The following is a 22,848-nucleotide window of genomic DNA, read 5'->3' on the forward strand; positions in this document are numbered from 1 at the left end:
CGAGCATCCGCCCAAAGGGGTGGGTCGTCTGTGAACTAATGCTCACCCGGCAGACAGAATGTATGGATGCAGGAGAACCCTGGACCGAATCCGCCATATGGCAGTCAGCCGCCTGGGCCGCCCGTCTATCCTTATGGGCCGCCGCCCGTGCCGCAGCAGCGGTCCTGGTTCCTGCCGACGCCGCAGGGGGCGCGTTACGACCATCTCGCCCGTACTGCGGCGAACGAGCCGTGGCGGGCCGTCGTGGGCACGATCGTCGTCGGCGTCGGGTTCTTCGTCGTCGGCACCGGCGTGCTGCTCGTGGGCAAGGCCGCCGAGCTGATCCTCGGCCTGCCCACGCCGACCGACCCCGGGCAGATCTTCGGCGATCCGGTGTTCGGGCTGGTGATGGTGCTGCTGTCGATCGCGGCCGTGCTGCCGCTGGTCTTCGGCACCGCCGCGCTCGTCCAGCGCCGCAGGCCCGGCACGCTGTCGTCGGTCGCCGGACGGCTGCGCTGGTCGTGGTTGCTGCGCTGCCTCGGCCTGGCCGTGCTGGCGCTGGTGCTGGGCCAGATCGCGCAGGTCATGGCCCTGTCGTTGTCGGGGGAGGGGTACTCCGACCTGTTCGGCTGGGTCGGCTGGGGGCGGTTCCTGCCCGCCCTCGTGGTGATCGTGCTGCTGGTGCCGTTCCAGGCGGCGACCGAGGAGTACATCTTCCGCGGCTGGTTCGTCCAGGCGGTCGGCGTGCACGTGCGCAATCCGGTGTGGGCGATCCTCATCGGGTCCCTGCTGTTCGCGTCGCTGCACGGCTACTCGTGGGTGGGGCTGCTCGACGTGTTCGCCTTCGGCGCGGTGATGGGCTGGCTGGCCGTACGGACCGGTGGGCTGGAGGCGCCGATCGCGCTGCACGTGATGAACAACATGCTGGCCTTCGGGCTCAGCGCGGCCTCGGGCAGCCTGGAGGACGCGCTGGATCAGGGCAAGACGCCCATCCCGTGGCAGGCGTTGTCGGGAACGGTGGTGCAGCTCGGGGTGTACGCGATTGGTGTGTTCTATATATCCAAAAAGCGGGCAATTAGTGCTGTTTCCGGATAAATCAGGCGAGAGGTGCGGGAAATCTCGCTAGAGAGGTCTCGCCAATCCGGCTCAGGCATGCTGGTCTGGTTCCTGTGGGACAGGCGAGGGTGTCACGGAGGTGATCGTTTTGGTGGGACGGGGTAGAAAATAGGCGCATAAGGTGGGACGGGGTTTGTGGAACGGTCCGTAAGAACCGGCCGTCCGCTCACCGTTTCCCCGCGCACCCGGTTGACCAGGTCCGATTCGACGGGTTCCACCTGTACGACGAGTTCGACTAGGAGGTGCGGCGCGTGGCCTCCGGCCCCAGCGTTCCGCCACGGCGACCGCCGGACGACGACGACCCGCGTCCTGAGGACGCCGCGGAACCCCCCTCCCCGGAGCCGCCCGGAACCTCTCCCGGGCAGCCCAGGACCTCCTTCGAGCAGGCCGGGACCTCTTCCGGGCAGGCCGGGTCCTCCTCCGGGGAGCCCAGGATCCGCCACTCCCCGCCCGGGCCCACCGACGACCGGGCCCGGGGCTTACCCCTGACCTCCCCTTGGGGCATGCCGCCGTTCGCGTCCCCGATCCCGGAGGAATCCCCGCAGGAGCCGCCCAAGGGGCGCAGACCATACAGCTCGCCGACGGCCGAGCCCGAGGTGGAGCCGCGCCGCCGTCCCCGGCGCATCGTCAACCGCCCGGACAAGCTCGTCGCCGGCGGCCCGCCCCGCCAGGAACCGCCCGCCGCGCCCCCGCCCACTGAACCTCCCTCCGAGCCCCCGTCAGGGCCCCCGGCCCCGCCCGCAGACGGCCCCCAGGAGGGCACGGCCCCCGCAGGCCCCTACCGCGAGCCGCCCTACCACCTGCCGCTCCCCGCCGACGAGGCCCACGACCCCGCCACCACCCAGCCCCCGCCCCCGCGGTCCGAAGCCCCTGACCACCAGGCCACCGGACCGCACGACCCCGAGTCCCGTGATCCGGAGTCCCCCGTCCCCGAAGCCCGTGACCCCGAAGCCCGTGACCTCGAGGTGCGGGACGCCGGGCCGGCGGCGGCCGGTGAGGAGGACGCCGAGGTCAGGCGGGTCGGCCGGCCGCCCGGCGGGCGTCCCACGAGACCGGACCTGCTGGTCGCCACCGGCCCGCCGCGCCCCGGCGGCGCCGGCGGCAGGCACCACAGAGGCCCGGCCCCGGCCGCCGTCCGCAGGTCCAGCCCCGTGCACCGGGGCAGCAGGGCCGCCCCCGTCGTCCTCACCATGGCCCTGGCGCTCCTGGTGGCCGCGGGGGTGCTCGTATGGCGCTGGAGCGACACCGACGCCACCGGACTGCGCCTGGAGGCCGGCACGGGCCGCTCGGGCGACGACCTCTTCACCGTCCCGGCCGCCGGCGTCGGCACCAACCAGAAGCTCAACGACATCGTCTCCGTCGGCCGCGCGGTGGTCGCGGTGGGCAGCGACACCACCAGCCCGACCCCGCGCCCGCTGTTCCTTTTCTCGCCCGACGCCGGCAAGCACTGGCAGCTCGGCCAGGTGAGCGGCGCCTCCACGCCCATCGTCCAGCGCGTGGTCGGCGGCGACGGCCGCTGGCTGGCCAGCGGCGGCGACGGCCCGTCCGGCGAGCGCGGCCTGTGGACCAGCGTCGACGGCTTCAGCTGGACGACGGTCAACGCGACCGGCATGGCCGCGTTCCGGCCCGGCGACCAGATCTACGACATCGCCAGGACGGCCTCCGGCTTCGTCGCCGTCGGCGCCACGCCGGGGGAGGGCGGTCCCGGCCCGGCGGCCTGGCGCTCGTCCGACGGCCGGGCCTGGGAGCGCGTGGAGACCAGGGGCCTGGACGTCCAGGAGATCAGGGCGGTCGTCGCCCAGGGCGACACGGTCGTGGCCGTCGGCCGTCCCATCGAGGGGACCGGCTCGCGGGTGCTGCGCTCGTCCGACGGCGGACGCGCCTGGCAGGCGACCGGCTTCCAGCTCCCCGAGGCCGAGCCGCGTACGGGCACGGTGGCCGTGCTGCCCAAACGGTTCGTCCTGGTGCCGACCAGGCAGCGCACGGTCGACGGCGGCGTGCGCGTCTACTGCTCGCCCACCGGCGCCCAGTGGTCGCAGTGCGGTTCCATCGGCGGCCTGAGCGGCGAGAGCCCCGGGGTGGAGTCGCTGGTCTCCTACCGGTCCGGCGTGGCCGCGATCAGCCAGGCCACCTTGGGCAAGTACGCGGTCCTGACCAGCGCCGACGGGCGCGGCTGGGCCAAGCGGGCCGACCTCGGCGACCTGGCGGGCGCCACGCTGCGCGGGTTCACGATCTCCGACGGCGGCACCCTGTTCGCCGGCGGCGACCAGGCCGCCTCCGACGTCGACAACCAGCTCGTGCTGATGGCCGCGCCGCCGCGCGGGGCCGCATCCCGCGTCCCGCTCGGCCAGGTCGAGGGCCTGACCAGGGTCTCGCGCGAGACCACCCGCCTGGCGGCCGCCGGCGGCCGGTACGTCGCGGTCGGCGCGGCCTCCGGCGACGCCGGCCTGTGGACGATCAGCAACTGGCAGCGCTGGAAGTCGATGAGCCTCGGCGGCCCCGGCAGGCAGATCCTGGAGGACGTCGCCCACGGCGGGCGCGGCTGGCTGGCGGCCGGCAGCACCCAGACGAACCTGGCCGTCACCGACCCCCTGCTCGTCACCTCCGACGACGGCGAGAACTGGCGGCGCGTGCCGGTCTCGGGCGACCTGGCCCGCGACCGCGACCGGCCCTACCTGGACACCCACGCCGTGGCGGCGGGCAAGAAGGGGTACGTGCTGGCGGGCGAGTCCCGCGACCAGGCGGGCTCGGCGGCCGCCGCCATGTGGTTCACGCCCGACCTGCGCAAGTACACCCGGTCCAGGAAGCTGCCCCAGGGCGGCTCGGGCGTGCGCGTCCACGACGTGATCGCGACCCAGGGCGGCTACGTCGCGGTCGGCGGGTCGGGGACCGGCGACCGGGAGAACAGCGTGGTCTGGTTCTCCGACGACGGCGTGAACTGGACCGCCCGCAAACGGGTCACCCCGCCGGACGCCACGTCGGCCGGGCTGCGGCAGGTCACGACGTACCACGACAAGCTGGTCGCCATCGGCACGGCCGTGACGGACGGCTCACGCCGCGCCTTCTCCGCCGTGTCCGACGACGACGGCGAGAGCTGGACGACGGCCTGGCTGCCCGCGGACCAGGCGGCGGCCGTGCACGACCTGGCCGCCGGCGACCAGGGCCTGGTGGCGGTCGGCTGGCACGGCGTCCCCGGCGAGGGCGACAGCGCGGCCTGGGTCTCCCAGGACGGCCTGTCGTGGAACCGCATGGCCCTGACCAAGGACCGGCTCTCCGGCCTCGGCATGCAGGCCCTGACGGCCGTGGCGATCAGCGGCACGGAGGTGGTGGCGCTCGGCAGGTCCACGACGTACGACACCGACCACCTGATCCTGTGGACCTCCAGCCTCACCGCCAGCCGGTGAGCACCCCCCACTCGGCCAGGCAGCCGAGCAGCCCCTCGGTGAGCGGCAGCAGCGCCAGCTCGCCGGGGCCGCACCAGCGCACGTCGGCGGCGTCGTCACCGGCCACGGGCACGCCGCCGGCGCAGGTCGCCAGGTAGTCGCGGATCACGTACGTGACGCCGCCCGGCCCGGGACGCTCCACCGTGCCGGCCAGGCGGCCCACCTCGACGCTCAGCCCGGTCTCCTCCATGACCTCGCGGCGGACGCCGTCCGCGTCGGTCTCGCCGGGCTCCAGCCGGCCGCCCGGCAGCGACCACAGGCCCAGGCCCGGCGGGCGGCCGCGCCGGATGAGAAGAAGCCGGTCAGAGGCGTCGAAAATGATCGCGCCGACACAATTTACGCGCACATGACCAAGATTACGACGGGATAACGGGTCCCGGTCTTGACGCGACCGTGCCGGAGGAAGCACCGTGGGTAGCTGTGAGAGCGGCTCCTACCTGCCCAAGGTGCTTCGGCCCGCTTCACGGGTCGAGCACCCCGTCCAGTGCGTTCCATTGCGACACGCACGGCGACGTCCTGCCGTACCAGCCTCCGCGACCGCCCACGGGCGAATCGCTGGAGGCCATGCGGAAACGCTCGGTGGTGCCCGTGTGGCTGCCCTGGCCATTGCCGCCCGGCTGGACGGTCACCGGGTTCGGCGAGGTCGGCGACGAACGTACCGGCTCGCGGGCCAGCGTGGTCGCGCTCAGCGGGCCCTCGCCGATCGAAGGGCCGGCCGACCTGCTGGTCATCGCCGAGGAACCGGGCGTCGGGCTCGGCGCGACGTTCGCGGGGCTCGACGGGCCCGACCCCGGCGAGGGGTTCGACTCCGGGCCGCCCAACGCGAAGATCGAGGTGCTGGGGCATCCCACGGCCATGTGGTGCCTGGCCGGCATCGACGACCGGGCCGTCTACGCCGGCGAGGCGCTCGGCAACTGGCTGTGGACCATCGCCTGGCCCGCCGAGGCCGGCTGCATGATCGCGCTGGCCGAGCTGTCCCTCCAGGACGCCCGCGACCGCGAGTTCGAGGTGCCGTTCGGCGGGTTCTCGCCGCTGCTGGAAGACTGAGGGCCGGTAATCGCGCGCCCGCGGGATCGGGCGCGGGGCTGAGCACAGGATCGCCTCCCCCGGGCGGCCGGTTGGGGGAGCGGTGTCCGGGGTCAGGTTCTTCGTCGAGGCGTTCGTGACGATGTTCGTGATCATGGACCCGCCGGGAGTCATCCCGCTCTTCCTCGCCTACACCTTCGGCCGCACCCCGGCCGAGCGCAGGCGCATCGCCTGGCAGGCCGCGGTGACGGCGTTCTGCCTGGTGGTGGTGTTCGCGGTGTTCGGGCGGGCCATCCTGTCGTACCTGCACGTCGAGGTGCCGGCCATGCAGATCGCCGGCGGCCTGCTGCTCCTGCTGGTGGCCCTGGAGCTGCTGCGCGGCACGGCCGAGCCGCGCACCGACACCGTGCGCTCGAACGTCAACGTCGCCCTGGTGCCGCTCGGCACGCCGCTGCTGGCCGGGCCCGGCGCGATCGTGGCGACCATCGTCTTCGCCCAGCAGGCCGAGGGACGCGCCGACGGGCTGGCCGCGCTGATGCTGGCCATCGCCGCCGTGCACATCCTGCTGTGGCTGTTCATGCGCTTCTCGGTCAGCATCATCCGCGTCATCAAGGAGAACGGCGTGGAGCTGGTCACCAGGATCGCCGGCCTGCTGCTCTCGGCGCTCGCCGTGCAACTCATCATCAACGCGATTCGCGCTCTCATGCAGACGGGCTAAAGTTCGGAAGCGTGACAGCGCGTATCGAGCGAGTGGTGACCGAGGGCGTCGTCGACATCGACGGCACCGAGCACAAGGTCGAGAACAACACCTGGATCATCGGTGACGACGACGAAGTCATCGTCATCGACGCGGCGCGTGACGCCGAGAAGATCCTCGAGCAGGTGGGCGAGCGTGAGGTGCTGGCCGTCATCTGCACCGCGGGCCTGCCCGACCACGTCGGCGCGGCCATCGAGGTGGCCAGCAGAGACGAGGCGGTCGTCGCCCTGCACCCCAAGGACAAGCCGCTGTGGCGGGAGACCTGGCGGGAGACCTGGCCCGACATCGACATGGAGGACGACGGCGTCTTCGGCGTCGCCGACGTCCAGCTCGACGTCATGGAGACGCCCGGCGTCACGCCCGGCGGGATCTCGCTCTACTGCGAGGCGCTGGGCGCCGTCTTCACCGGCAAGGCCCTGCAGGCCGACGGGCCGGGCAAGCTCGGCGGCGAGTACCCGGCGCTGGCCGACCAGCTCACCTCGATCGGCGGCCGGCTGTTCACGCTGCCGGCCGACACGCGGGTGCTGGCCAACCACGGTGACGAGGTCACCGTCGGCGACCTGGAGCCGCACTTCGACGACTGGGTGTCGGGCTCGCTGACCCGCGACCCGGCCGCCGCGCGCGACGACGAGGGCCCGCTGACCGACGGCACCAGGGTCTCCGGCATCAAGCTCGGCCCCGGCGACGAGTAGGTGTACGACCAGCTTCCGCTGGACGGGATGCCGCGGCGGCTCTACGCGTGCACGCCGTCGCGGTTGAACACCTGGCTCGACTGCCGCCGCCGCTACCGGTTCACCTACCTGGACCGGCCGCAGCCCTCCAAGGGGCCCGCCTGGGCGCACAACAGCGTCGGGGCCAGCGTGCACAACGCGCTGGCGGCCTGGTGGCGCGAGCCGTACGAGCGGCGCACGCCGCTGACGGCCGCCGTCCTGCTCACGAACGGGTGGATCACCGAGGGGTTCAGGGACGCCGAGCAGTCGGCCGAGTGGCTGGGCCGGGCCCGCGACCTCGTGTCCGGATATGTCACGACCTTAGATCCCGCGGACGATCCGGTCGGCGTCGAGCGCACGGTCGCCACGCGGACCAAGGTGGTCGCGCTGTCCGGGCGCATCGACCGGCTCGACCGGCGCGGCGACGAGCTGGTCGTGGTCGACTACAAGACCGGCCGCCGCCCGCTGACCCAGGACGACGCCCGCTCGTCCCTGGCCCTGGCCACGTACGCCATCGCGGCCTCCACGATGATGCGCACCCCGTGCCGGGCGGTCGAGCTGCACCACCTGCCCACCGGCGAGATCGTCGAGTGGCGCCACACCGACGAGTCGCTGGGCCGGCACCTGCGCCGCGCCGAGGAGATCGCCGTCGAGGCCGCCACCGCCGACGACCGCTACCGCGCCGTGATGGGCGCCCCCACCTCGACCAAGCGCCCGGCCTCGGCGCAGGGCCGGGGAGCGGGCGAGCGTCCCGTCGTCGGCCCGGCCCAGGTTCCCGCCGAGCTCGACGCGGTGTTCGCCGCCAGCCCCGGCCCGCTCTGCTCGTGGTGCGACTTCCGCCGCCACTGCCCGGAGGGCCAGGCCGCCGGCTCCGACCGCAACCCCTGGGACGGCCTGGCCGACTGATCCCCGGCGGAACGGTCAAGCGGCCTGCGCCGCCGGCCAGCGACGGGGGTCGGTCAGGCCCTTGAGCCCCTTGCTCACGTCGTAGCCGGCCGCGCCGAGCCGGGCCCGCGCGCCCGCCAGCATCGCCCGCGTCGAGGGCATGAACGCCCGGTCGTGCACCGGCTCCGGCAGCGCGTTCATGCCCAGCCGGAACGCCCTCAGCGCCGCGGTGACCGCCGCGGGGGGCACCTCGGGCAGCACGCCGTACATGCGGCGGGCCCACTCCGGGAGCGTGTAGTAGCAGAGCGCGCCGAAGGGGAAGTAGGCCGGTTTGCCCGGCGACAGCATGCGCAGCCCGCGCGGCAGCCGGGGCCACAGCAGGAACCGCACGGCCGCCGCCGCCTCCTCGGTCACCCGCAGGGCGGGCCGGGCCTGCTTGAAGTAGGCGTCCATCTCGGCGCACGAGCCCGGCACGTCTTCAGGGTGCAGCCCGACGTAGGAGGCGCTCCTGCGCTGCTCGCGCAGGTAACGGTCGGCCTGCCGCTCGCTCAGCCCGAGCCCGCCGCGCCTGGCCACCTCCAGGTACGACGACACCTCCGCGCAGTGGACCCACAGCAGCAGCTCCGGGTCGTCCACCCGGTGGGTGCGCCCGGTGCGCGGATCGGTGATGCGCAGCGCCTTGTGGATGCCGCGCACCCGCCTGCCGATCTCGTCGGCCTCCGCCGGGCTGCCGAACGTCACCCGGCCCACGAAGTCGGCGGTGCGGCGCAGGCGGCCGAAGGGGTCGTCCTGGAAGGTGGAGTTCTGCCAGACGCCGAGCATGGCCAGCGGGTGCAGCGCCTGCAACATCAGGCCGCGGACGCCGCCCACCCACATCGAACGGTCGAGGTGCACCTGCCAGGTCGCGCTCCGCGGCGCCTGGACGACGAGTTCGTCCGTCATAGTAAGTAAAGGATTACAGGGCGTTGGACCTTGTGTCCAAATAGTGCTTCTCGGCCGCGTTCCAGAACCTGACCAGCGCGGCGGCCGTCGTCTCCGGCGCCTCGACGGCGGGGGAGTGGACCGCGCCGGGCACGACCACGCAGTCGGCGCCGAGCCGGGCGGCCGTCTCCGACTGGGTCTCGGGCGACCAGCCGTCGTCGTGCTCGCCGTAGAGGACCAGGGTGGGGATCTCGATCTGGCGCAGCTCGTCGGTGCGGTCGTGGGCGTGCAGGACCTGCTCGGCCATGCGGGCCAGGCCGGTGGGGGAGTTGGTCAGCAGCCGCTTGCGCAGGAACGCCAGGATCTCGTCGGAGACGTCGGCGGCCAGCGCCTCGGGCTCCATCCGGTGGTGCCAGAGGTGTTCGAGCCCCAGGGCCGGGATCTCGTCCATGATCTCCCGGCCGTTGCGCGCCCGCCTGCCCTCGATGGCCGCCGGGCCCGAGCTCATCAGCGTGAACGAGGCGAACCGGGTGCGCCCGTCGATCACGGCCTCCCGCCCGACCAGGCCGCCGAAGGAGTGGCCCACCAGGTGGACGGGGTCGCCGCCGCCGATGGCCTGGGCCAGCAGGTCGACGTCGGCCCCGAGGGCGGCGCAGGTGTAGGCGGCGGGGTCGTCGGGGCCCGGGGTCTCGTACTGGCCGCGCAGGTCGACGGCCACCACCCGGCGGCCGGACTGGGCCAGGGTCATCAGGACCGCGATGAAGTCTTCCTTGCTGCCGGTCAGGCCGGGGACCAGGAGGGCGGGCCAGCGCTCGACCACGCCGCTGACCGGAAGCGCCTCCAGAGCCGCGAACGCGCCATGGGGCGTTTCGAGCTTCTGCGGCGTCACACCGGGTGGCAGGTCGAGGAATCGCGGCGTACTCACGTGGGGCAACAATACCCAGAGGTCAGCGCCTCGACACCGGCAAAGCTTCGACGCTGGTGCGAGTTGTGGCGACTTGTGAGCTTTGCGGCTTTCACGCTCCGGAGGTGGGCGGGCGACGTCCTCGTCCCCAGTCGGGCGTGGCGGGCTCTGAGGCGGCCTCTCGGGCCCTGCGATGCGTGGAGGGCGCATATGGCGGGCGGTGCGTCCGTGAGGCCGTGAGGGGCGCGTACGGCTCCCTCCCGGCCTCGGCGCCGTTACGGACGAAAAAGGCGCGCACCCCGCGAACGGGATGCGCGCCTTGTTCCGTTGTCGCTAGCCCGCGCGGCGGCGGTTGCCGCCGCCGCCACCGCCACGGGACTGGCGGCGCTGCTGCTTGCGCTCGGTCGCCGCGGACGGCGCGATGTCATCGTCGTCCGTGGCCAGGTCGGGCGACTGGAAGATCACCGCGAACGGGCTCGGCGGGATGATGCGCTCCGGCTCCTTGCGGACCGGCGGCGGAGGCGTGGCCAGGAAGCTCGGCTCCGGCACGGACGCCACGACCGGCTCGGGCGCGGCCTCGGCCGCCCGGCTCCGGACCGGCTCCACCGGAGCCGCCTCGGCCGCCCGGCTGCGCGCGGGCGCCTCGGCGGCCTCCTCGGCCTCCTCGCGCGGCCGCGGGTCGGCGGCCTGGGGCTGGTCGGCGGCCTTGCGGGTGCGGGTCCGCTTCACCGGGGTCTCCGGTGCCTCGGTCAGCGCCTGCTCGATGGCCGACGACGCGGCCCCCCTGCTGCGGACGCGCGTGCGCTTCGGCTCGGCGGCCGCCGTCTGGACCTCGTCGGGCGTGAAGATGGCGGGAGTCTCCTCCGTCTTGGTGGCCACGATCTCGACCTCCGGCGTCTCGGCGGGTGCGGTTTCGGCCAGTTCCCTGCCGCCGCGGGTGCGGCGACGCTGGCGCTGGGCGCGCGGCGGGCGCTCGCGCTCTTCGCGCTCCTCGCGCCGGCGGTTGCCGCCGCGGGTGCGGGTGCGGCCGGTCTCACCGAGGTCCTCGATGCGCTCCGCCGACAGCCCGGCGCGCGAACGGCTCGCGTGCGGCAGGACGCCCTTGGTGCCCGGGGGGATGTTCAGCTCGGTGTAGACGTGCGGCGAGGTGGAGTAGGTCTCCTCCGGCTCGGCGAAGTCGAGCCCGAGCATCTGGTTGATCATCTTCCAGCGGGTCAGCTCCTCCCACTCCACGAAGGTGACCGAGATGCCCGTGCGCCCGGCCCGGCCGGTACGGCCGATGCGGTGCACGTACGTCTTGTCGTCCGTGGGGCAGTCGTAGTTGACCACGTGGGTGACGTCGTCGATGTCGATGCCGCGGGCCGCCACGTCGGTGGCCACCAGCACGTCGATCTTGCCGTTGCGGAAGGCGCGCAGCGCCTGCTCGCGCTGGCCCTGGCCGAGGTCGCCGTGGACGGCCGCGACCGCGAAACCACGCGTGTCGAGCTGTTCGGAGACCATGTCGCAGGCCCGCTTGGTCTCGCAGAAGACCATGGTGAGCCCGCGGCCCTCGGCCTGGAGCAGCCGGGCGACGATCTCGATCTTGTCCATCCGGTGGGCGCGCCAGACGATCTGCCGCACCTGCGGGGTGGTCTCGCCCTCGCCGCTCTCCATCTCCGCGCGCACGTGGGTGGGACGGTTGAGGTATTTGCGGGACAGCGTGACGATCTCGCCCGGCATGGTGGCCGAGAACAGCATCGTCTGCCGCTCCGCGGGGATCAGCTTGAAGATCCGCTCGATGTCGGGCAGGAAGCCCAGGTCCATCATCCGGTCGGCCTCGTCGAGCACGAGGGAGGTGACCTGGCTCAGGTCGAGGTGCTTCTGCTTGACCAGGTCGAGCAGACGGCCCGGGGTGCCGACGATGACGTCGACCCCGGCCTTGAGCGCCTCGATCTGCGGCTCGTACGCCCGGCCGCCGTAGACGGTCAGGACTCGGGAGCCGAGCTTGCCGGCCGCGGTGACCAGGTCCTCACTGACCTGGACGGCCAGCTCGCGGGTCGGCACGACGACCAGCCCGCGGGGCTTCTTGCGGTTCTTGCGCGGCTTGCCGATGCTCTGGAGCATCGCGATGCCGAACGCGTAGGTCTTGCCCGTGCCCGTGCGCGCCTGGCCGATGAGGTCCTGGCCGCTCAGGGCGAGCGGGAGCGCCATCTCCTGGATGGGGAACGGTGTGACGATACCCTCGGTCTCGAGGGCATCGGCGATCTCTGGTGTGACTCCGAGGTCTCGGAAAGTCGTCAGCGTGGCCTGCCTCAGTCTCAAATGAAGGCGGGCCTGCCGGGACCGACGGGCGGAAAACAGCCCCCGTTACGTGGGTCCTCGCGGTAGAGCCAGCCCTCTCGCGTCATCAGCGACCGCGCACCCGGGGAATCGGGGGTTATCGGGGGAATCCCCCGAACTAACACAGTGCGGTCGCACTTTCACAGAGCAGTGTACTCGATACCACAACGCTGGCCGAGCTCGCTTATGTTCCCGCATATTTCGGGAAGTACGCTGCCTCCATGAAGGAGTCTCCTGGAGTCGTCGACCTGCTCGGGGTTCTAGCTTACGCCGAGCTCAGCGCCTACGCCCGGATGACCGAGGACGCCGCCACCCTGGCGCCCTCGCTCGCCGACCGCGCCGCGCTCAGCGAGCTGGCCGTGGCCGAGTACGCCCACTTCCGCCTGCTGCGCGACCGCCTGGCCGAGCTGGGGGCCGATCCGGAGGAGGCGATGGCGCCGTTCGTGACGGCCCTCGACGCCTGGCACGCCCAGACCCGGCCGGCCGACTGGCTGCAGGCCCTGGTCAAGACGTACGTGGGCGACGGGATCGCGCTCGACTTCTACCGGGAGGCCGCCCGGCACCTGGAGCCGTCGATCGTCAAGCTGGTGGACGAGGTGCTGGTGGACGAGGCGCGCTCGCAGTTCGCCGTCGAGCGGGTCAGGGCCGGGATCGAGGCCGATCCGACGGCGGGCGGGCGGCTGGCGCTGTGGGCCCGGCGGCTCGTCGGCGAGGCGCTCAGCCAGGGGCAGCAGGTGGCGACGGCACGGCCGGAGCTGGCGTTGCTGCTGGTGGAGTCGGCCAGGGCGGCGGGCGGCGAGACGCCCGACATCTCACGCCTTTTCGCGACGCTGACGGAGGCGCACAACAAGCGGATGGCAGCCCTCGGCATCTAGCGCCGGCCGGTGGGCGGGACGACCGTGGATGGCCTGGCCCGCGGGCTCGGCCGCATCTTGCCGGGTGCTGAAGGAGACCGGTCCGGTCTTTTGGCGGTGCGAGGGGACGAAAGGGGATGTACCGTCCCAGGCATGAGGGCCTCGCGCCGCTACGGCAGTTCCTTGACGAGATGTGGGCCGAATCGCTGGACTTCGCGCGTCGTGCTGCGGAGGGGAAGCGCGGGATGCCCGACGAGCGACCAGAGCCGGGATCACGCCGAGCGGCGCCGCCCTCACGTCCGGGGCTGCCGCCTCGGACGACCGGGCGACGGCGAGGCATGCGACCCCTGATGCCGGTGCGGCCCGGCCCGTGATGCCGGTGCGCGGCCTGTACGGCTGGTTAGCCCTGTACGGCTGGTTAGCCCTGTGTGGCGCGTGTGGCTGGTGAGGCGCGGCGGGTGTGGCTGTGAGGGTACGGCTGATCACGGCCGTACCCTCGTCGTGGGCCTCTTGGCGTGGTTAGAGGGTGCCGCCGAAGCCGACCGGCCTTGCTTCGTCCTCACCGATCTCGACGAAACCGAGCGAGGCCACCGGCACGACCACGCGCCGGCCCTTGACGTCGGTGATGGCGAAGACGCCGCGATCTACCGACAGCGCGTTCCTGATCTCCTCTTCCACCTGCTCGGCGGAGAGGTCGGTCTCGACAACGAGTTCGCGGTGTACCGAGCGTACGCCGATCTTGATTTCCATCGTGGCTCCCTAGTCGACTGGGTTAGCGCTCGATCCCATCGTCGCCGTTCGCGGGCCCGGAGGCGGTGAATGATCGCGCCCAGCGAACGGGTTATGCCGTACGCGGAAAACCGCTGATCCCACGCCAGGCCAGCCGCGCCATGAGCTGCTCGGCCGCGTCCTTGGGGATCGAGCCCTGCGCGGTGACCCAGTAGCGGGCGCTCACCTCGGCCATGCCGACCAGGCCGACGCCGAGCAGGTGGGCCTCGTCGCTGGTGCAGCCGGTGTCCTCCTGGATGACCGCGCTGACCATCTCGGCGCACTCCTGCAGGGACCGCTCCACCCGCTGGCGCACGGGCGCGACGTTGCGCAGGTCGGACTCGAAGACCAGCCGGAACGCCTCCCCCTGCGTGGAGACGAAGTCGAAGAACGCGCTGAACGTGGCCTGCACCCGCAGCTTGTTCTCGTGGGTGGAGGCCAGGGCCTCGCGGCAGCGGTTGACCATGTCGTCGACGTGCAGGTCGAGCAGCGCGAGGTAGAGCTCCAGCTTGCCGGGGAAGTGCTGGTAGAGCACCGGCTTGCTGACCCCGGCCCGATCGGCGATCTCGTCCATGGCGGCCGCGTGGTAGCCGTTCTCCACGAACACTTCCTGCGCGGCGCTCAGCAGTTGCCGGCGTCGGGCCAGTCGGGGCAGCCGGGTGCCCCGGGGCTTCGCGTCCGGGGTTGCGGTCACGCGGGTCTCCATTGGTCTCTCAGCGAACTGTGCCGACATCCTACGTGCGGGCAGCCGACACCTCGGCGGTCATCGTCATACGCGCTCGGTCTGGCGGGCGGCCCGTGCTCAGCGGTAGTCGTCGTCGTAGTCCACGACGCGGTCCTGGTCGGCCGCGTCGGCGGGGTCGGCGTCGAGCGGAAGCTCCCGGCGCGCCCCGGCGGTCTCCTCGCGGATCTCACGATGCTGCTCGGCGGCGTCGGCCTCGGGCGTCTCCGGCGACAACTCCTCTTCCTCCTCCTCGTCGTAGACACTTTCGTCCCCGCGGGTGTCCATTTCCGACATCTTCGGTCCCCCTCTTGGTGTGGACGGGTCCAGACTACGCCCGGCCGAAAAGGTCGCCGTGCTTCTCCACTCTGGCGAGTACGTCAGGCGCGGTGAACACCAGGTCATCGGGGTGTTCACAGTCCTCGACCTCCTTCCACAGCAGCGGCGTCGAGACCGTCGGCCGCTCCCTGGCCCGCAGCGAGTACGGCGCCACGGTGGTCTTGGCCGGATTGTTCTGACTCCAGTCGATGAACACCTTGCCCGGCCTGGCCTTCTTGGCCATGACGCTGACGATCTCCTTCGGATGCTCCTTCTCCAGGACCTGGGCCAGCCTCTTGGCGTACGCCGAGGGCTCCTCGCGGCAGTCCCAGCCGGCGTAGAGCTGCATGCCCTTGTTGCCGCTGGTCTTGGGCCTGGCGTCGAGCCCCTCGCCCTTCAGCACCTCGCGCAGCGTGAGCGCCACCCGGCAGCACTCCACGATCGTCGCCGGCGCGCCCGGGTCCAGGTCGAACACGAGCGTGTCGGGCGGCAGCGCCGCGCCGTCGTCGTCCACGCGCCACTGAGGCACGTGCAGCTCCAGCGCGGCGAGGTTGGCGTAGTAGGCGAGCGTCGGCAGGTCCTCGATGACGGCGAAGTCGATGCTCTCGCGGTTCTTGGTGCTGCCGGGAGCGGGCAGGTTGACCTTCCTGACCCAGTCGGGCGTGTGCTCGGGCGCGTTCTTCTCGAAGAAGAACTGGCCGGTGACGCCGTTGGGATACCGCTTGACGGTCAGGGGCCGGCCGGCGAGGTGCGGCAGCAGGACGGGGGCCACGCGGCTGTAGTAGTCGATGACCTCGGCCTTGGTGAAGCCGATCTCCGGGTAGAGCACCTTGTCCAGGTTGCTCAGCGTCAGCTCGCGCCCGTCGACCCTGACCGGCACCTTCTTCACAGCCTCACCTCCGCGGGGAGCTTGTCGGCGCGCAGCCCGCGCCACACCGGATGTCTCAGCCGCAGCTCGTCGGTCCACATCGTGTAGCCCACCTCCCCGACGAGATCGGGCCTAACCCACCGATTTCTCCACGGGACCGCGTTCGTGAACGGGCTGCGCGGGATCTCCAGAGGCTGGAGCTCCTGGTGGAGGTCGTCCAGGATGGCGTCGGTGAACCCGGTTCCCACGTGGCCGACGTACGTCAGCCCTTCACCGGTGAAGACGCCCATGACGAGCGAGCCGATCCCGCCCGCTCTGCGGCCCTTGCCGGGTTTCCAGCCGCCGATCACGACGTCCCGGGTGCTGAGGTGCTTGACCTTGATCCACCACGGCGAGCGCACGCCCGGCCGGTAGGGGGAGTCGAGCCGCTTGGCCACCACGCCCTCCAGGCCCTGCTCCCGCGTGGCGGCCAGCAGGTCGCTGTCCCCGGGGAAGTACGGGGGCGCGCCGACGTCCAGCTCGTCGAGGAGCGCGCGGCGGTCGCGGTAGGCCAGGTCGAACAGCGGCCTGCCGTCCAGGCAGAGCAGGTCGAAGGGCATGTACGTGACGGGATAGAGCTCCAGCACGGCCGGTTCCGGGTCGGTCAGGTGCATGCGGTGCTGGAGCCGGACGAAACTGGGCCTGCCGCGCCGGTCCAGCGCCACGACCTCGCCGTCGAGCACGGCGTTCTTGACCCCGAACGCTGAAATTTCCGGGTATCGCCGGGTGTACTCCACGCCATGCCGTCCCGTCACTCTCAGGACGCCGTCGAGGTGCACGAGCGCGCGGATGCCGTCCCACTTGACCTCCAGGCCGTACCGGTCGCGATCGGAGGGTAGTTCCCCAGGTACGGCCAGCATTGGTTCAATCGGGTATGGCATTGGTTGCCCCATGACGGGTATGTGCCCATATGGTGAGCCCGCTACTGCTGAGGAGTGCCCATGCGCAGCATCTGGAAAGGTGCGATCTCCTTCGGGCTGGTCACCATCCCCGTGAAGCTCTACTCGGCGACCGAGCAGAAAGACGTCAGCTTCCACCAGGTCCACCGGGACGACGGCGGCAGGATCCGCTACAAGCGCGTGTGCACGGTCGACGGCGAGGAGGTCCCGTACGCGGACATCGCCAAAGGGTACGAACTGGCCACGGGCGAGATGGTGGTGCTCACCGACGAGGACTTCGAGGACCTGCCGCTGAGCACGTCGCGCAGGATCGACGTCCTCCAGTTCACCCCCGCTGAGCAGATCGACCCCATTTACTTCGCCAAGTCGTACTACCTGGAGCCCGACGCGCAGGGCGCGAAGCCGTACGTGCTGCTGCGCGACGCCCTGGAGAGCTCGGGACAGGTGGCCGTGGTCAAGGTGGCGCTGCGGCAGCGGGAGTCGCTGGCCACCCTGCGCGTGCGGGACGGCGTGTTCGTCCTGGAGACCATGTTGTGGCCGGACGAGATCCGCGCCCCCGACTTCGAGTTCCTGGAGGAGGACATCGAGGTCCGGGCGCAGGAGCTCAAGATGGCCGAGTCCCTGATCACCACCATGGAGTCGGACTTCGATCCGAGCGAGTACCACGACACCTACCGCGAGGCGTTGCAGCAGGTGATCGAGGCGAAGGTGGCGGGCAAGGAGGTCGTCGCGGCGCCGGAGGAGGAAGAGGCGGGGCCGGCGGTGGACCTCATGGCCGCCCTGCGCGCCAGCGTCGAGGCCGCGAAACGGGAGCGGACCGGGGAACCGGCCAAACCGAAGAAGGCGGCGGGCGGCAAGTCCGCCAAGGCGGCGAAGGGGGCCGAGGAGGCCAAGGAAGAGGAGAAGGCCCCGCCGAAGCGCAAGGCCCGCAAGTCCGCCTGACCCCCTTTGCCACGTCGGTCCGTACGACGACGCCCCCAGGACGTTCGCCCCCGCACACCGTGACGTAGGGAAGACCGCCTGGCCGGAAGGCTGGGGCGGCACTGAGGTGCGCGCGAGGGCCGGCGACGGTGACCGTTGCGGTGTTGAAGAGTGGCGACGAGCCGCCGACCCCGGCCCGGATGCTCCCGTTGCGAGCCTTGACCGCCTAAGAGACCGATCAGGTCGCGTGCGACACCCGGCGGACCAGCCAGGCGCGCCGGCGTGAGGCGATCGCCGCGCGGTAATCGCGCGCGGTAATCGGCGGGGCGGCTGATCGGGTGAGGGGTCCACCTTCAGGTTCGCGCCTCGACAGCCAGGGGGCTGGGCGAGTGGTGACCGCGCGCCCGACAGAGCGGGAAGCCGAGCAGGTCGTGCTCATGGCGGTGGACGAGCATTCCCACGGCCGACGTGCTGGAGTGGCTGGACGCGCATGCATCTACGCGCACAAGCCGCAGGCCGGGCTCAGTGTCGCGTGGCGGTAGCCGCAACGCCTGCTCGGCCCCGAGGGCGGCACAGAAGGTGTGTGGCTCTCACGGTGTGCCGAGGATCCGGCTGTCCGCGTTCTGGCTCACATAACGGCCAATAGCCATAAAGCGGACATTGTCTTCAAATCCCAATAAGCCGCATCAATTGCCACCGGTTAAATCGGTTGATCACCGACACTCGACGCGGGTCGAGGGGCCGTGCTCGGGTTTCCGAGGCCGCTCGTCCTTGGCCGACCCCCTCGCCCGGCGATCATGATAGATTCGGACATATCATGGCATATCAGTCAATAAATGTTTAATGCAAGCAATAAGGCTGTTAATGCATAGCAAAAAGGCGGCGGTTCTGTGTTGCCATGCCCGCGTCCAGGAAATGACATTTCACGGATGGCTCGTCACAGGTCGTCCAAGGGCAGTTCCCTGGCAACCGGGGAGCGTTGAGAACGGGGCAACCAATCCTTTAGGGGGAAACGCAATGCCCAAGCTCAAGAGTATTCTCGCAGGCCTCGCCGTCAGCACGGCCATGAGCGGCGGTGTCGTAGCGCTCGGCGCGGCGACCACCGCGACCAGCGCCGACGCCGCCACCAGCGCCGGTGTCGTCACGTCCACCAGCTTCCAGGCCGGCTGCTTCCGCAGGTCCCGGTGCGGTGGCTGGGGATGGGGCAACAACTGGGGCGGCTGGGGCGGCGGCTGGGGCTGGCGCCGTCACCACAACCGCGTGGGCAAGGTGAAGGTCACCATCCACAACCGCAACTTCAACCGCAACCGGGTGACGGACACCGAAGCCGTGCGGCCGATGGTCCGCGACCACGACCGCGACCACGACCGCGACCGCGACTGGCGCTGACGGCGGACGGAACCGTCATCCTCATGAAGGCGGCGCCGCGCTGAATTCGACCACCGGGTACCGGGCTCGGAAAAGGGACTGAATGACGGTCCGGCGCGCCGGAGGGTTCATTCTCTCCGCGTCTTCGGAAATTCTCGTGAGGGCTTCACCGGCATCGGCCGGGGAGCCCTCACTTGCGTTTGCGCGCGAGTCGCCATGCGAATCTGTGGCTACCGGCAAAACTGGACAATTGCGGTTTGCTGGCTATTCATGGGGATATATCAAGGTCATGGATGGCAGGCATGGCAAGCCATACCGTCCACGTCGTTTCCTGGGAATCCGGAAGCGTCGAGAAACGGGGCATCCAAACCTTTAGGAGGAAACGCAATGCCCAAGCTCAAGAGTATTGTCGCAGGGCTCGCCATGAGCACGGCCCTGAGCGGCGGAGTGATCGCCCTCGGCGCGGCGACCACGACCACCAGCGCCGAAGCCGCCACGAACGTCACCACCGGGGCGACCACCACCACTCTGTCCGGCTGCTTCCGCCGTTCGTGGTGCGGCGGCGGCTGGGGCTGGCGCAACAACTGGCGTCGCCACCGGCTCCCCAGGATCCGGATCATCATCGTCAACCGGAACCGGAACCGCGACGCGATCGCGCGTGACGTCCGCCAGCAGGTCCGCAATGACGACGACCGCGACTGGAGCTGACCGCAGGTTCTGAACCCGGGGCGCGACCGAGTGCCCGCATCCCACCGGACCTTCGTTCTCGTCGAGAACGAACTCCTGGCACGGGATGCGGGCACTCACTCGTTTCACCTTCTTCGTCCGTACGGTCTTGGCATCGGGTGACGATCCCGTGCGGCGGCACGGAGGGGGCGGGCCGGCTCGGGAAGGACGCGGGACACGTCGAGTGCCCGCATCCGGGAGGCGATCCTCGCTCTCCGTCGAGAGAGCCGGTCGGCCGGATGCGGGCACTCCTCTGCGTCGGCGTGGTCTCACTTCTCAGGTGGGCTCTCGCTGGGCGGGCTTCCCCTGGTGAGACCGCCGCCTAGTCGTCGTGGTGGTCGCGCTCGTCGCGCCGTTGGACGTTGGTGCTGTTGTGGTTGCTGTTGTGGTTGGAGTTGTGGATGACGACGCGGACCCGGGGGGCGTTGTTACGCCGCCAGCCCCAGCCGCCGCCGCGGCCCCAGCCCCAGCCGCCCCCGCGGCCCCAGCCCCAGCCGCCGCCCCAGCCGCAGCGGCGGTGGCAGCCGCCGCCCCAGCGGTTGCCCCAGCTGCGGCCCCAGCCGCCCCAGCCGCACCGGACCTCCCGGAAGCAGCCGGCCAGGGTGGCCGCGGTGGCCGAGCCGGAGACGCTGGCGGCGCTCGCGCCGGTGACGGTGGTCGCCGCGCCCGCGCTGACCACACCGCCCGTCAGCGCGGTGCCCATGGCGAGCCCTGCGATAACACTTTTGAGCTTGGGCATTGTGTTTCCCCCTAAAAGGATTGATTGCCCCGTACTCGACGCTCCGCTTCGTCCGAGCCTTTCCGGATTTCTGCGGAGCGGCGTGGATGTCCGCTAGCGAGCATCCATGCCAGGGATATATCCGACCGAATGCCCCACAAACGGACATTGTCCTCTCTTGTCCGACACTATGGAGCATCATGGTGCATAATCGGACATTTCGGACTACCAGGGTCGAGGGGGTCCGGCATTGCGGGGGAGGCGGATCCCGCATTCGAGGGAGAAACGCAGTGAGGGCCCCACCGGCATAATGCCAGTGGAGCCCTCACCGGGAATTGCCGCGGTGACAGAGGAGAATGGATTCTCAGGCAGGACAGCAAGGTCCGGGTGCGGTCACTGCCTGAGAGCCCAATACTCGCCGGTCGGTTTCACTTCGCCGTGAAGAGCGACCATCCATGGATTACGGGCACCATCCCCGCGCGATCAGTCGTCGCGGTCGCCGCGCGCCCGGCGGTCCTCGCGCAGCTCGTTGCTGGTCCTCGTCTCGGTGTTGTCGTTCGTGTTCTCGTTGAAGATCTTGACGCAGACGCCGCCGCCGCGGTGCCGGCGCCAGCCGCCACCCCAGCCGCCGCCCCAGCCCCAGCCGCCGCCGCCCCAGCCGCCGCCCCAGCCGTGGCGGTTCCTGTTGCAGCGGTGGTGACGACGGTGCCACCAGCCGTGACCGTCCCCATCGCCCCAGCTGAGGGTCGTCGGGCTGGTGACGTTGTTGGCGGTGCTGGCGTTGGCGGTGGTCGTCGCGCCCAGGCTGACCACGCCGCCGGTCAGCGCGGTGCTGACGGCCAGACCTGCGATAACACTTTTGAGCTTGGGCATTGCGTTTTCCCCCTAAAGGATTGGTTGCCCCGTTCTCGACGTTCCCGAGAGGCCGGGAACCAGGTCTTGAACGACTAGCTGATGAGCCATCCGTGAAATGTCATTTCCGAGACAGAGCTACAGCAAACAGGAGTGGCCCTATTTTGCTATGCATTAGCAATCTTATTGCTTGCATTACAGCTCTATCGAATGAAATGCCATGATATGTCCGATTATGTGCATATGACGGAGTGCCCATCACATCGGGTTCCGACAGTGTCGGCCGTGCTTTTCTCGTGAAATGACGGCATGGCTGGACGCGCCGGAAGGCGGCGGCCATGCGTGTATTTACGGCTCGCGGAAAATGCTCGCCGGCACACCTGTGCGCCAGGCATGAGAAATGCTGGACGATGCTGTCGTCGGGATCGTTCGGGAAATGCCGTTACGCTTCCCCGATGGATTTCCGGTGATCGCGACTTTCCGGCCGCTAACCAAGAGTGTCCGGTAGGTCGCGCACTGTATCCGTTCCTCATGGTTACCCGTATCGAACCTGGTAAACGGGGACAGACAGCTTTTGCCGGGCACTTAAGCCGCCAAGAGATCCATTAGACATCTATGAGCGGAAATTTCGGGCCTGCCCCCCATGTCCCCCGTGCTCGCCGCGCGGAGCGCGACCTCCCCCCTCGCGTCCCGTATGTCCAGTGCTGCTCTGATAGGTCAGAGAAGGCGGCGTCTGTACGGAATGCAGACCCCGCCCGAGCGCGCTGGTTATCGTGGAAGAGCGACAAGGAGGACGTATGACAGCGGTGGAGCCGGTCCCTCACTGGCCGGGACGCATGATCGGCCCGGTGCACGTGCGATCCACCCCCGACGGCGGCCCCGCCGAGCAGGCGGTGTTCGTCCACGGGCTGGCGGGCTCGGCCACCAACTGGACCGACCTCATGGACGAGCTCAAGGACACCGTCACCGGCCACGCCCTCGACCTGCCCGGCGCGGGCTTCTCCCCGGCGCCGCGGGACGGCGACTACACGGTGGCCGGCCACGCCACGGCGGTGATCGGGCTGATGGAGCACACCGGCCCGGCCCACCTGTTCGGCAACTCGCTGGGCGGCGCCGTCGCGGTGCGGGTCGCCGCGGCCAGGCCCGACCTGGTCCGCTCGCTCACGCTCGTCTCGCCCGCCCTGCCCGACCTGCTCCCCAGGTACGGCCCGGTCCGCGTGGCCGCCGCCGCCGTGCCCAGGGTGGGCGAGTGGTTCGCCGGCAAGCTGCGCCTGCTCCCCGCCGAGCAGCGCATCAACGCCTCCTTCGCCATGGTCTGGGCGGACGTGAACGCCGTCCACCCGGTGCGCCTGGCCGACGCCGTGGAGGAGATGCGCCGGCGCGACGACGTCCCGTACGCGGGGGAGGCCATGATCGGCTCGGCCAGGGGCATCGTGGCCGAGTACTTCCGGCGGGGCGAGGACAACCTGTGGCGCCAGGCGGCCAAGGTGGAGGCCCCGACGCTCATCGTCCACGGCCGGCACGACCGCCTGGTGCGCCCGGCCATGGCGGCGAAGGCGGCCCGTACTTTCCGGCAGGTCAGGCTCGTGCTGCTGCCGACGGCGGGGCACGTGGCGATGATGGAGATGCCCCGCGTGGTGGCGGCGGAGGCGCGCCGTCTGATCGGTGAGACGAGATTGGGGAATGCCCCACTCGCCGAGTAGGTTTCAGCTAGAGATGTGACCCCCTGAAACGGG

General features: G+C 70.7%; 22 protein-coding genes. 11 read left to right on the plus strand and 11 right to left on the minus strand.

The genetic code is table 11. The annotated features are described in order from the left end of the window. The first annotated feature begins 147 nt into the window (after positions 1-147). The gene (locus tag ACIBST_RS31910; protein WP_397177058.1) at positions 148-1,074 is read left to right on the plus strand and encodes a lysostaphin resistance A-like protein; all 927 of its coding nucleotides are present in this window, start codon (positions 148-150) and stop codon (positions 1,072-1,074) included. 524 nt (positions 1,075-1,598) lie between these two features. Next, positions 1,599-4,499: a hypothetical protein gene (locus tag ACIBST_RS31915; RefSeq protein ID WP_397177060.1), complete on the plus strand. Its 2,901-nt coding sequence runs from the start codon at positions 1,599-1,601 to the stop codon at positions 4,497-4,499. On the opposite strand, the gene ACIBST_RS31920 is transcribed toward ACIBST_RS31915, so the two are convergent. Further along, entirely contained in the window at positions 4,483-4,884 is a 402-nt protein-coding gene (locus ACIBST_RS31920) for an NUDIX hydrolase (RefSeq protein ID WP_397177062.1), read from the minus strand. The two genes, ACIBST_RS31915 and ACIBST_RS31920, sit on opposite strands and share 17 nt — an antisense overlap. Positions 4,885-4,958: 74 nt before the next feature. Between ACIBST_RS31920 and ACIBST_RS31925 the strand changes: the two genes are divergently transcribed. The 4 genes from ACIBST_RS31925 (at position 4,959) to ACIBST_RS31940 (ending at position 7,937) form a co-directional block, all read left to right on the plus strand. Beyond that, on the plus strand, positions 4,959-5,585 hold the full coding sequence (locus tag ACIBST_RS31925; protein WP_397177063.1) for a DUF6758 family protein: 627 nt from the start codon (positions 4,959-4,961) through the stop codon (positions 5,583-5,585). An 82-nt stretch (positions 5,586-5,667) separates the two neighbouring features. After that, a complete protein-coding gene (locus ACIBST_RS31930) occupies positions 5,668-6,282 on the plus strand; it encodes a MarC family protein (protein WP_352319244.1) in 615 nt (204 codons plus the stop codon). A gap of 11 nt (positions 6,283-6,293) precedes the next feature. Beyond that, the gene (locus tag ACIBST_RS31935) at positions 6,294-7,013 is read left to right on the plus strand and encodes an MBL fold metallo-hydrolase (protein WP_352352854.1); all 720 of its coding nucleotides are present in this window, start codon (positions 6,294-6,296) and stop codon (positions 7,011-7,013) included. After that, entirely contained in the window at positions 7,014-7,937 is a 924-nt protein-coding gene (locus tag ACIBST_RS31940) for a RecB family exonuclease (protein WP_397177064.1), read from the plus strand. A gap of 15 nt (positions 7,938-7,952) precedes the next feature. Here the strand turns inward: ACIBST_RS31940 and ACIBST_RS31945 are convergent, their stop codons facing one another. The 3 genes from ACIBST_RS31945 to ACIBST_RS31955 form a co-directional block, all read right to left on the minus strand. Beyond that, positions 7,953-8,858, minus strand: a complete 906-nt coding sequence (locus ACIBST_RS31945) for an oxygenase MpaB family protein (RefSeq protein WP_397177066.1) — start codon at positions 8,856-8,858, stop codon at positions 7,953-7,955. Positions 8,859-8,871: 13 nt separating this feature from the next. Then, positions 8,872-9,762 (minus strand): alpha/beta fold hydrolase, encoded by an 891-nt coding sequence (locus ACIBST_RS31950; protein ID WP_397177068.1) that lies wholly within the window; start codon positions 9,760-9,762, stop codon positions 8,872-8,874. A 312-nt stretch (positions 9,763-10,074) separates the two neighbouring features. Next, a complete protein-coding gene (locus ACIBST_RS31955; RefSeq protein WP_397177070.1) occupies positions 10,075-11,931 on the minus strand; it encodes a DEAD/DEAH box helicase in 1,857 nt (618 codons plus the stop codon). A gap of 350 nt (positions 11,932-12,281) precedes the next feature. Between ACIBST_RS31955 and ACIBST_RS31960 the strand changes: the two genes are divergently transcribed. Continuing rightward, a complete protein-coding gene (locus tag ACIBST_RS31960; RefSeq protein WP_397177072.1) occupies positions 12,282-12,935 on the plus strand; it encodes a ferritin-like fold-containing protein in 654 nt (217 codons plus the stop codon). A gap of 498 nt (positions 12,936-13,433) precedes the next feature. On the opposite strand, the gene ACIBST_RS31965 is transcribed toward ACIBST_RS31960, so the two are convergent. From ACIBST_RS31965 to ligD (ACIBST_RS31985), 5 genes are all read right to left on the minus strand, one after another. Next, positions 13,434-13,664: a DUF3107 domain-containing protein gene (locus ACIBST_RS31965; RefSeq protein ID WP_397177073.1), complete on the minus strand. Its 231-nt coding sequence runs from the start codon at positions 13,662-13,664 to the stop codon at positions 13,434-13,436. Positions 13,665-13,755: 91 nt separating this feature from the next. Then, positions 13,756-14,376, minus strand: coding sequence for a TetR/AcrR family transcriptional regulator (locus ACIBST_RS31970; protein WP_352319259.1), 621 nt, complete (start codon positions 14,374-14,376; stop codon positions 13,756-13,758). Positions 14,377-14,484: 108 nt separating this feature from the next. Beyond that, on the minus strand, positions 14,485-14,691 hold the full coding sequence (locus ACIBST_RS31975; RefSeq protein ID WP_397177075.1) for a hypothetical protein: 207 nt from the start codon (positions 14,689-14,691) through the stop codon (positions 14,485-14,487). Between the two features lie 43 nt (positions 14,692-14,734). After that, positions 14,735-15,610 carry a non-homologous end-joining DNA ligase gene (gene ligD, locus ACIBST_RS31980; RefSeq protein WP_397177077.1) on the minus strand — a complete coding sequence of 292 codons (876 nt, stop codon included), beginning with the start codon at positions 15,608-15,610 and terminating at the stop codon, positions 14,735-14,737. Continuing rightward, complete coding sequence (ligD, locus tag ACIBST_RS31985) at positions 15,607-16,488, minus strand: non-homologous end-joining DNA ligase (protein ID WP_397177079.1); 882 nt, start codon at positions 16,486-16,488, stop codon at positions 15,607-15,609. Before ligD (ACIBST_RS31985) ends, ligD (ACIBST_RS31980) begins: the two co-directional genes overlap by 4 nt. A gap of 81 nt (positions 16,489-16,569) precedes the next feature. Between ligD (ACIBST_RS31985) and ACIBST_RS31990 the strand changes: the two genes are divergently transcribed. From ACIBST_RS31990 to ACIBST_RS32000, 3 genes are all read left to right on the plus strand, one after another. Next, positions 16,570-17,469, plus strand: coding sequence for a Ku protein (locus ACIBST_RS31990; RefSeq protein ID WP_397177080.1), 900 nt, complete (start codon positions 16,570-16,572; stop codon positions 17,467-17,469). A gap of 996 nt (positions 17,470-18,465) precedes the next feature. Beyond that, positions 18,466-18,837 carry a hypothetical protein gene (locus ACIBST_RS31995; RefSeq protein ID WP_397177082.1) on the plus strand — a complete coding sequence of 124 codons (372 nt, stop codon included), beginning with the start codon at positions 18,466-18,468 and terminating at the stop codon, positions 18,835-18,837. Between the two features lie 366 nt (positions 18,838-19,203). Further along, positions 19,204-19,524: a hypothetical protein gene (locus ACIBST_RS32000; RefSeq protein ID WP_397177084.1), complete on the plus strand. Its 321-nt coding sequence runs from the start codon at positions 19,204-19,206 to the stop codon at positions 19,522-19,524. A 340-nt stretch (positions 19,525-19,864) separates the two neighbouring features. Here the strand turns inward: ACIBST_RS32000 and ACIBST_RS32005 are convergent, their stop codons facing one another. Next, positions 19,865-20,281 (minus strand): hypothetical protein, encoded by a 417-nt coding sequence (locus ACIBST_RS32005; protein ID WP_397177085.1) that lies wholly within the window; start codon positions 20,279-20,281, stop codon positions 19,865-19,867. Between the two features lie 462 nt (positions 20,282-20,743). Beyond that, complete coding sequence (locus tag ACIBST_RS32010) at positions 20,744-21,133, minus strand: hypothetical protein (RefSeq protein ID WP_397177087.1); 390 nt, start codon at positions 21,131-21,133, stop codon at positions 20,744-20,746. Between the two features lie 776 nt (positions 21,134-21,909). Between ACIBST_RS32010 and ACIBST_RS32015 the strand changes: the two genes are divergently transcribed. Then, positions 21,910-22,815 carry an alpha/beta fold hydrolase gene (locus ACIBST_RS32015; RefSeq protein ID WP_397177089.1) on the plus strand — a complete coding sequence of 302 codons (906 nt, stop codon included), beginning with the start codon at positions 21,910-21,912 and terminating at the stop codon, positions 22,813-22,815. Positions 22,816-22,848 lie beyond the last annotated feature (33 nt).

This window comes from Nonomuraea sp. NPDC049684 (assembly GCF_044465345.1).
GTDB lineage: Bacteria > Actinomycetota > Actinomycetes > Streptosporangiales > Streptosporangiaceae > Nonomuraea.

Coding starts and splice junctions, on each gene's coding strand:
- ACIBST_RS31915 (WP_397177060.1), top strand. CDS start 1,599: ATGCCGCCGTTCGCGTCCCCGATCCCGGAGGAATCCCCGCAGGAGCCG.
- ACIBST_RS31955 (WP_397177070.1), bottom strand. CDS start 11,931: ATGGCGCTCCCGCTCGCCCTGAGCGGCCAGGACCTCATCGGCCAGGCG.
- ACIBST_RS31965 (WP_397177073.1), bottom strand. CDS start 13,664: ATGGAAATCAAGATCGGCGTACGCTCGGTACACCGCGAACTCGTTGTC.
- ligD (WP_397177079.1), bottom strand. CDS start 16,488: ATGCTGGCCGTACCTGGGGAACTACCCTCCGATCGCGACCGGTACGGC.
- ACIBST_RS31990 (WP_397177080.1), top strand. CDS start 16,570: ATGCGCAGCATCTGGAAAGGTGCGATCTCCTTCGGGCTGGTCACCATC.
- ACIBST_RS31945 (WP_397177066.1), bottom strand. CDS start 8,858: ATGACGGACGAACTCGTCGTCCAGGCGCCGCGGAGCGCGACCTGGCAG.
- ACIBST_RS31975 (WP_397177075.1), bottom strand. CDS start 14,691: ATGGACACCCGCGGGGACGAAAGTGTCTACGACGAGGAGGAGGAAGAG.
- ACIBST_RS32000 (WP_397177084.1), top strand. CDS start 19,204: ATGCCCAAGCTCAAGAGTATTGTCGCAGGGCTCGCCATGAGCACGGCC.
- ACIBST_RS32015 (WP_397177089.1), top strand. CDS start 21,910: ATGACAGCGGTGGAGCCGGTCCCTCACTGGCCGGGACGCATGATCGGC.
- ACIBST_RS31995 (WP_397177082.1), top strand. CDS start 18,466: ATGCCCAAGCTCAAGAGTATTCTCGCAGGCCTCGCCGTCAGCACGGCC.
- ACIBST_RS31960 (WP_397177072.1), top strand. CDS start 12,282: ATGAAGGAGTCTCCTGGAGTCGTCGACCTGCTCGGGGTTCTAGCTTAC.
- ACIBST_RS32005 (WP_397177085.1), bottom strand. CDS start 20,281: ATGCCCAAGCTCAAAAGTGTTATCGCAGGGCTCGCCATGGGCACCGCG.
- ACIBST_RS32010 (WP_397177087.1), bottom strand. CDS start 21,133: ATGCCCAAGCTCAAAAGTGTTATCGCAGGTCTGGCCGTCAGCACCGCG.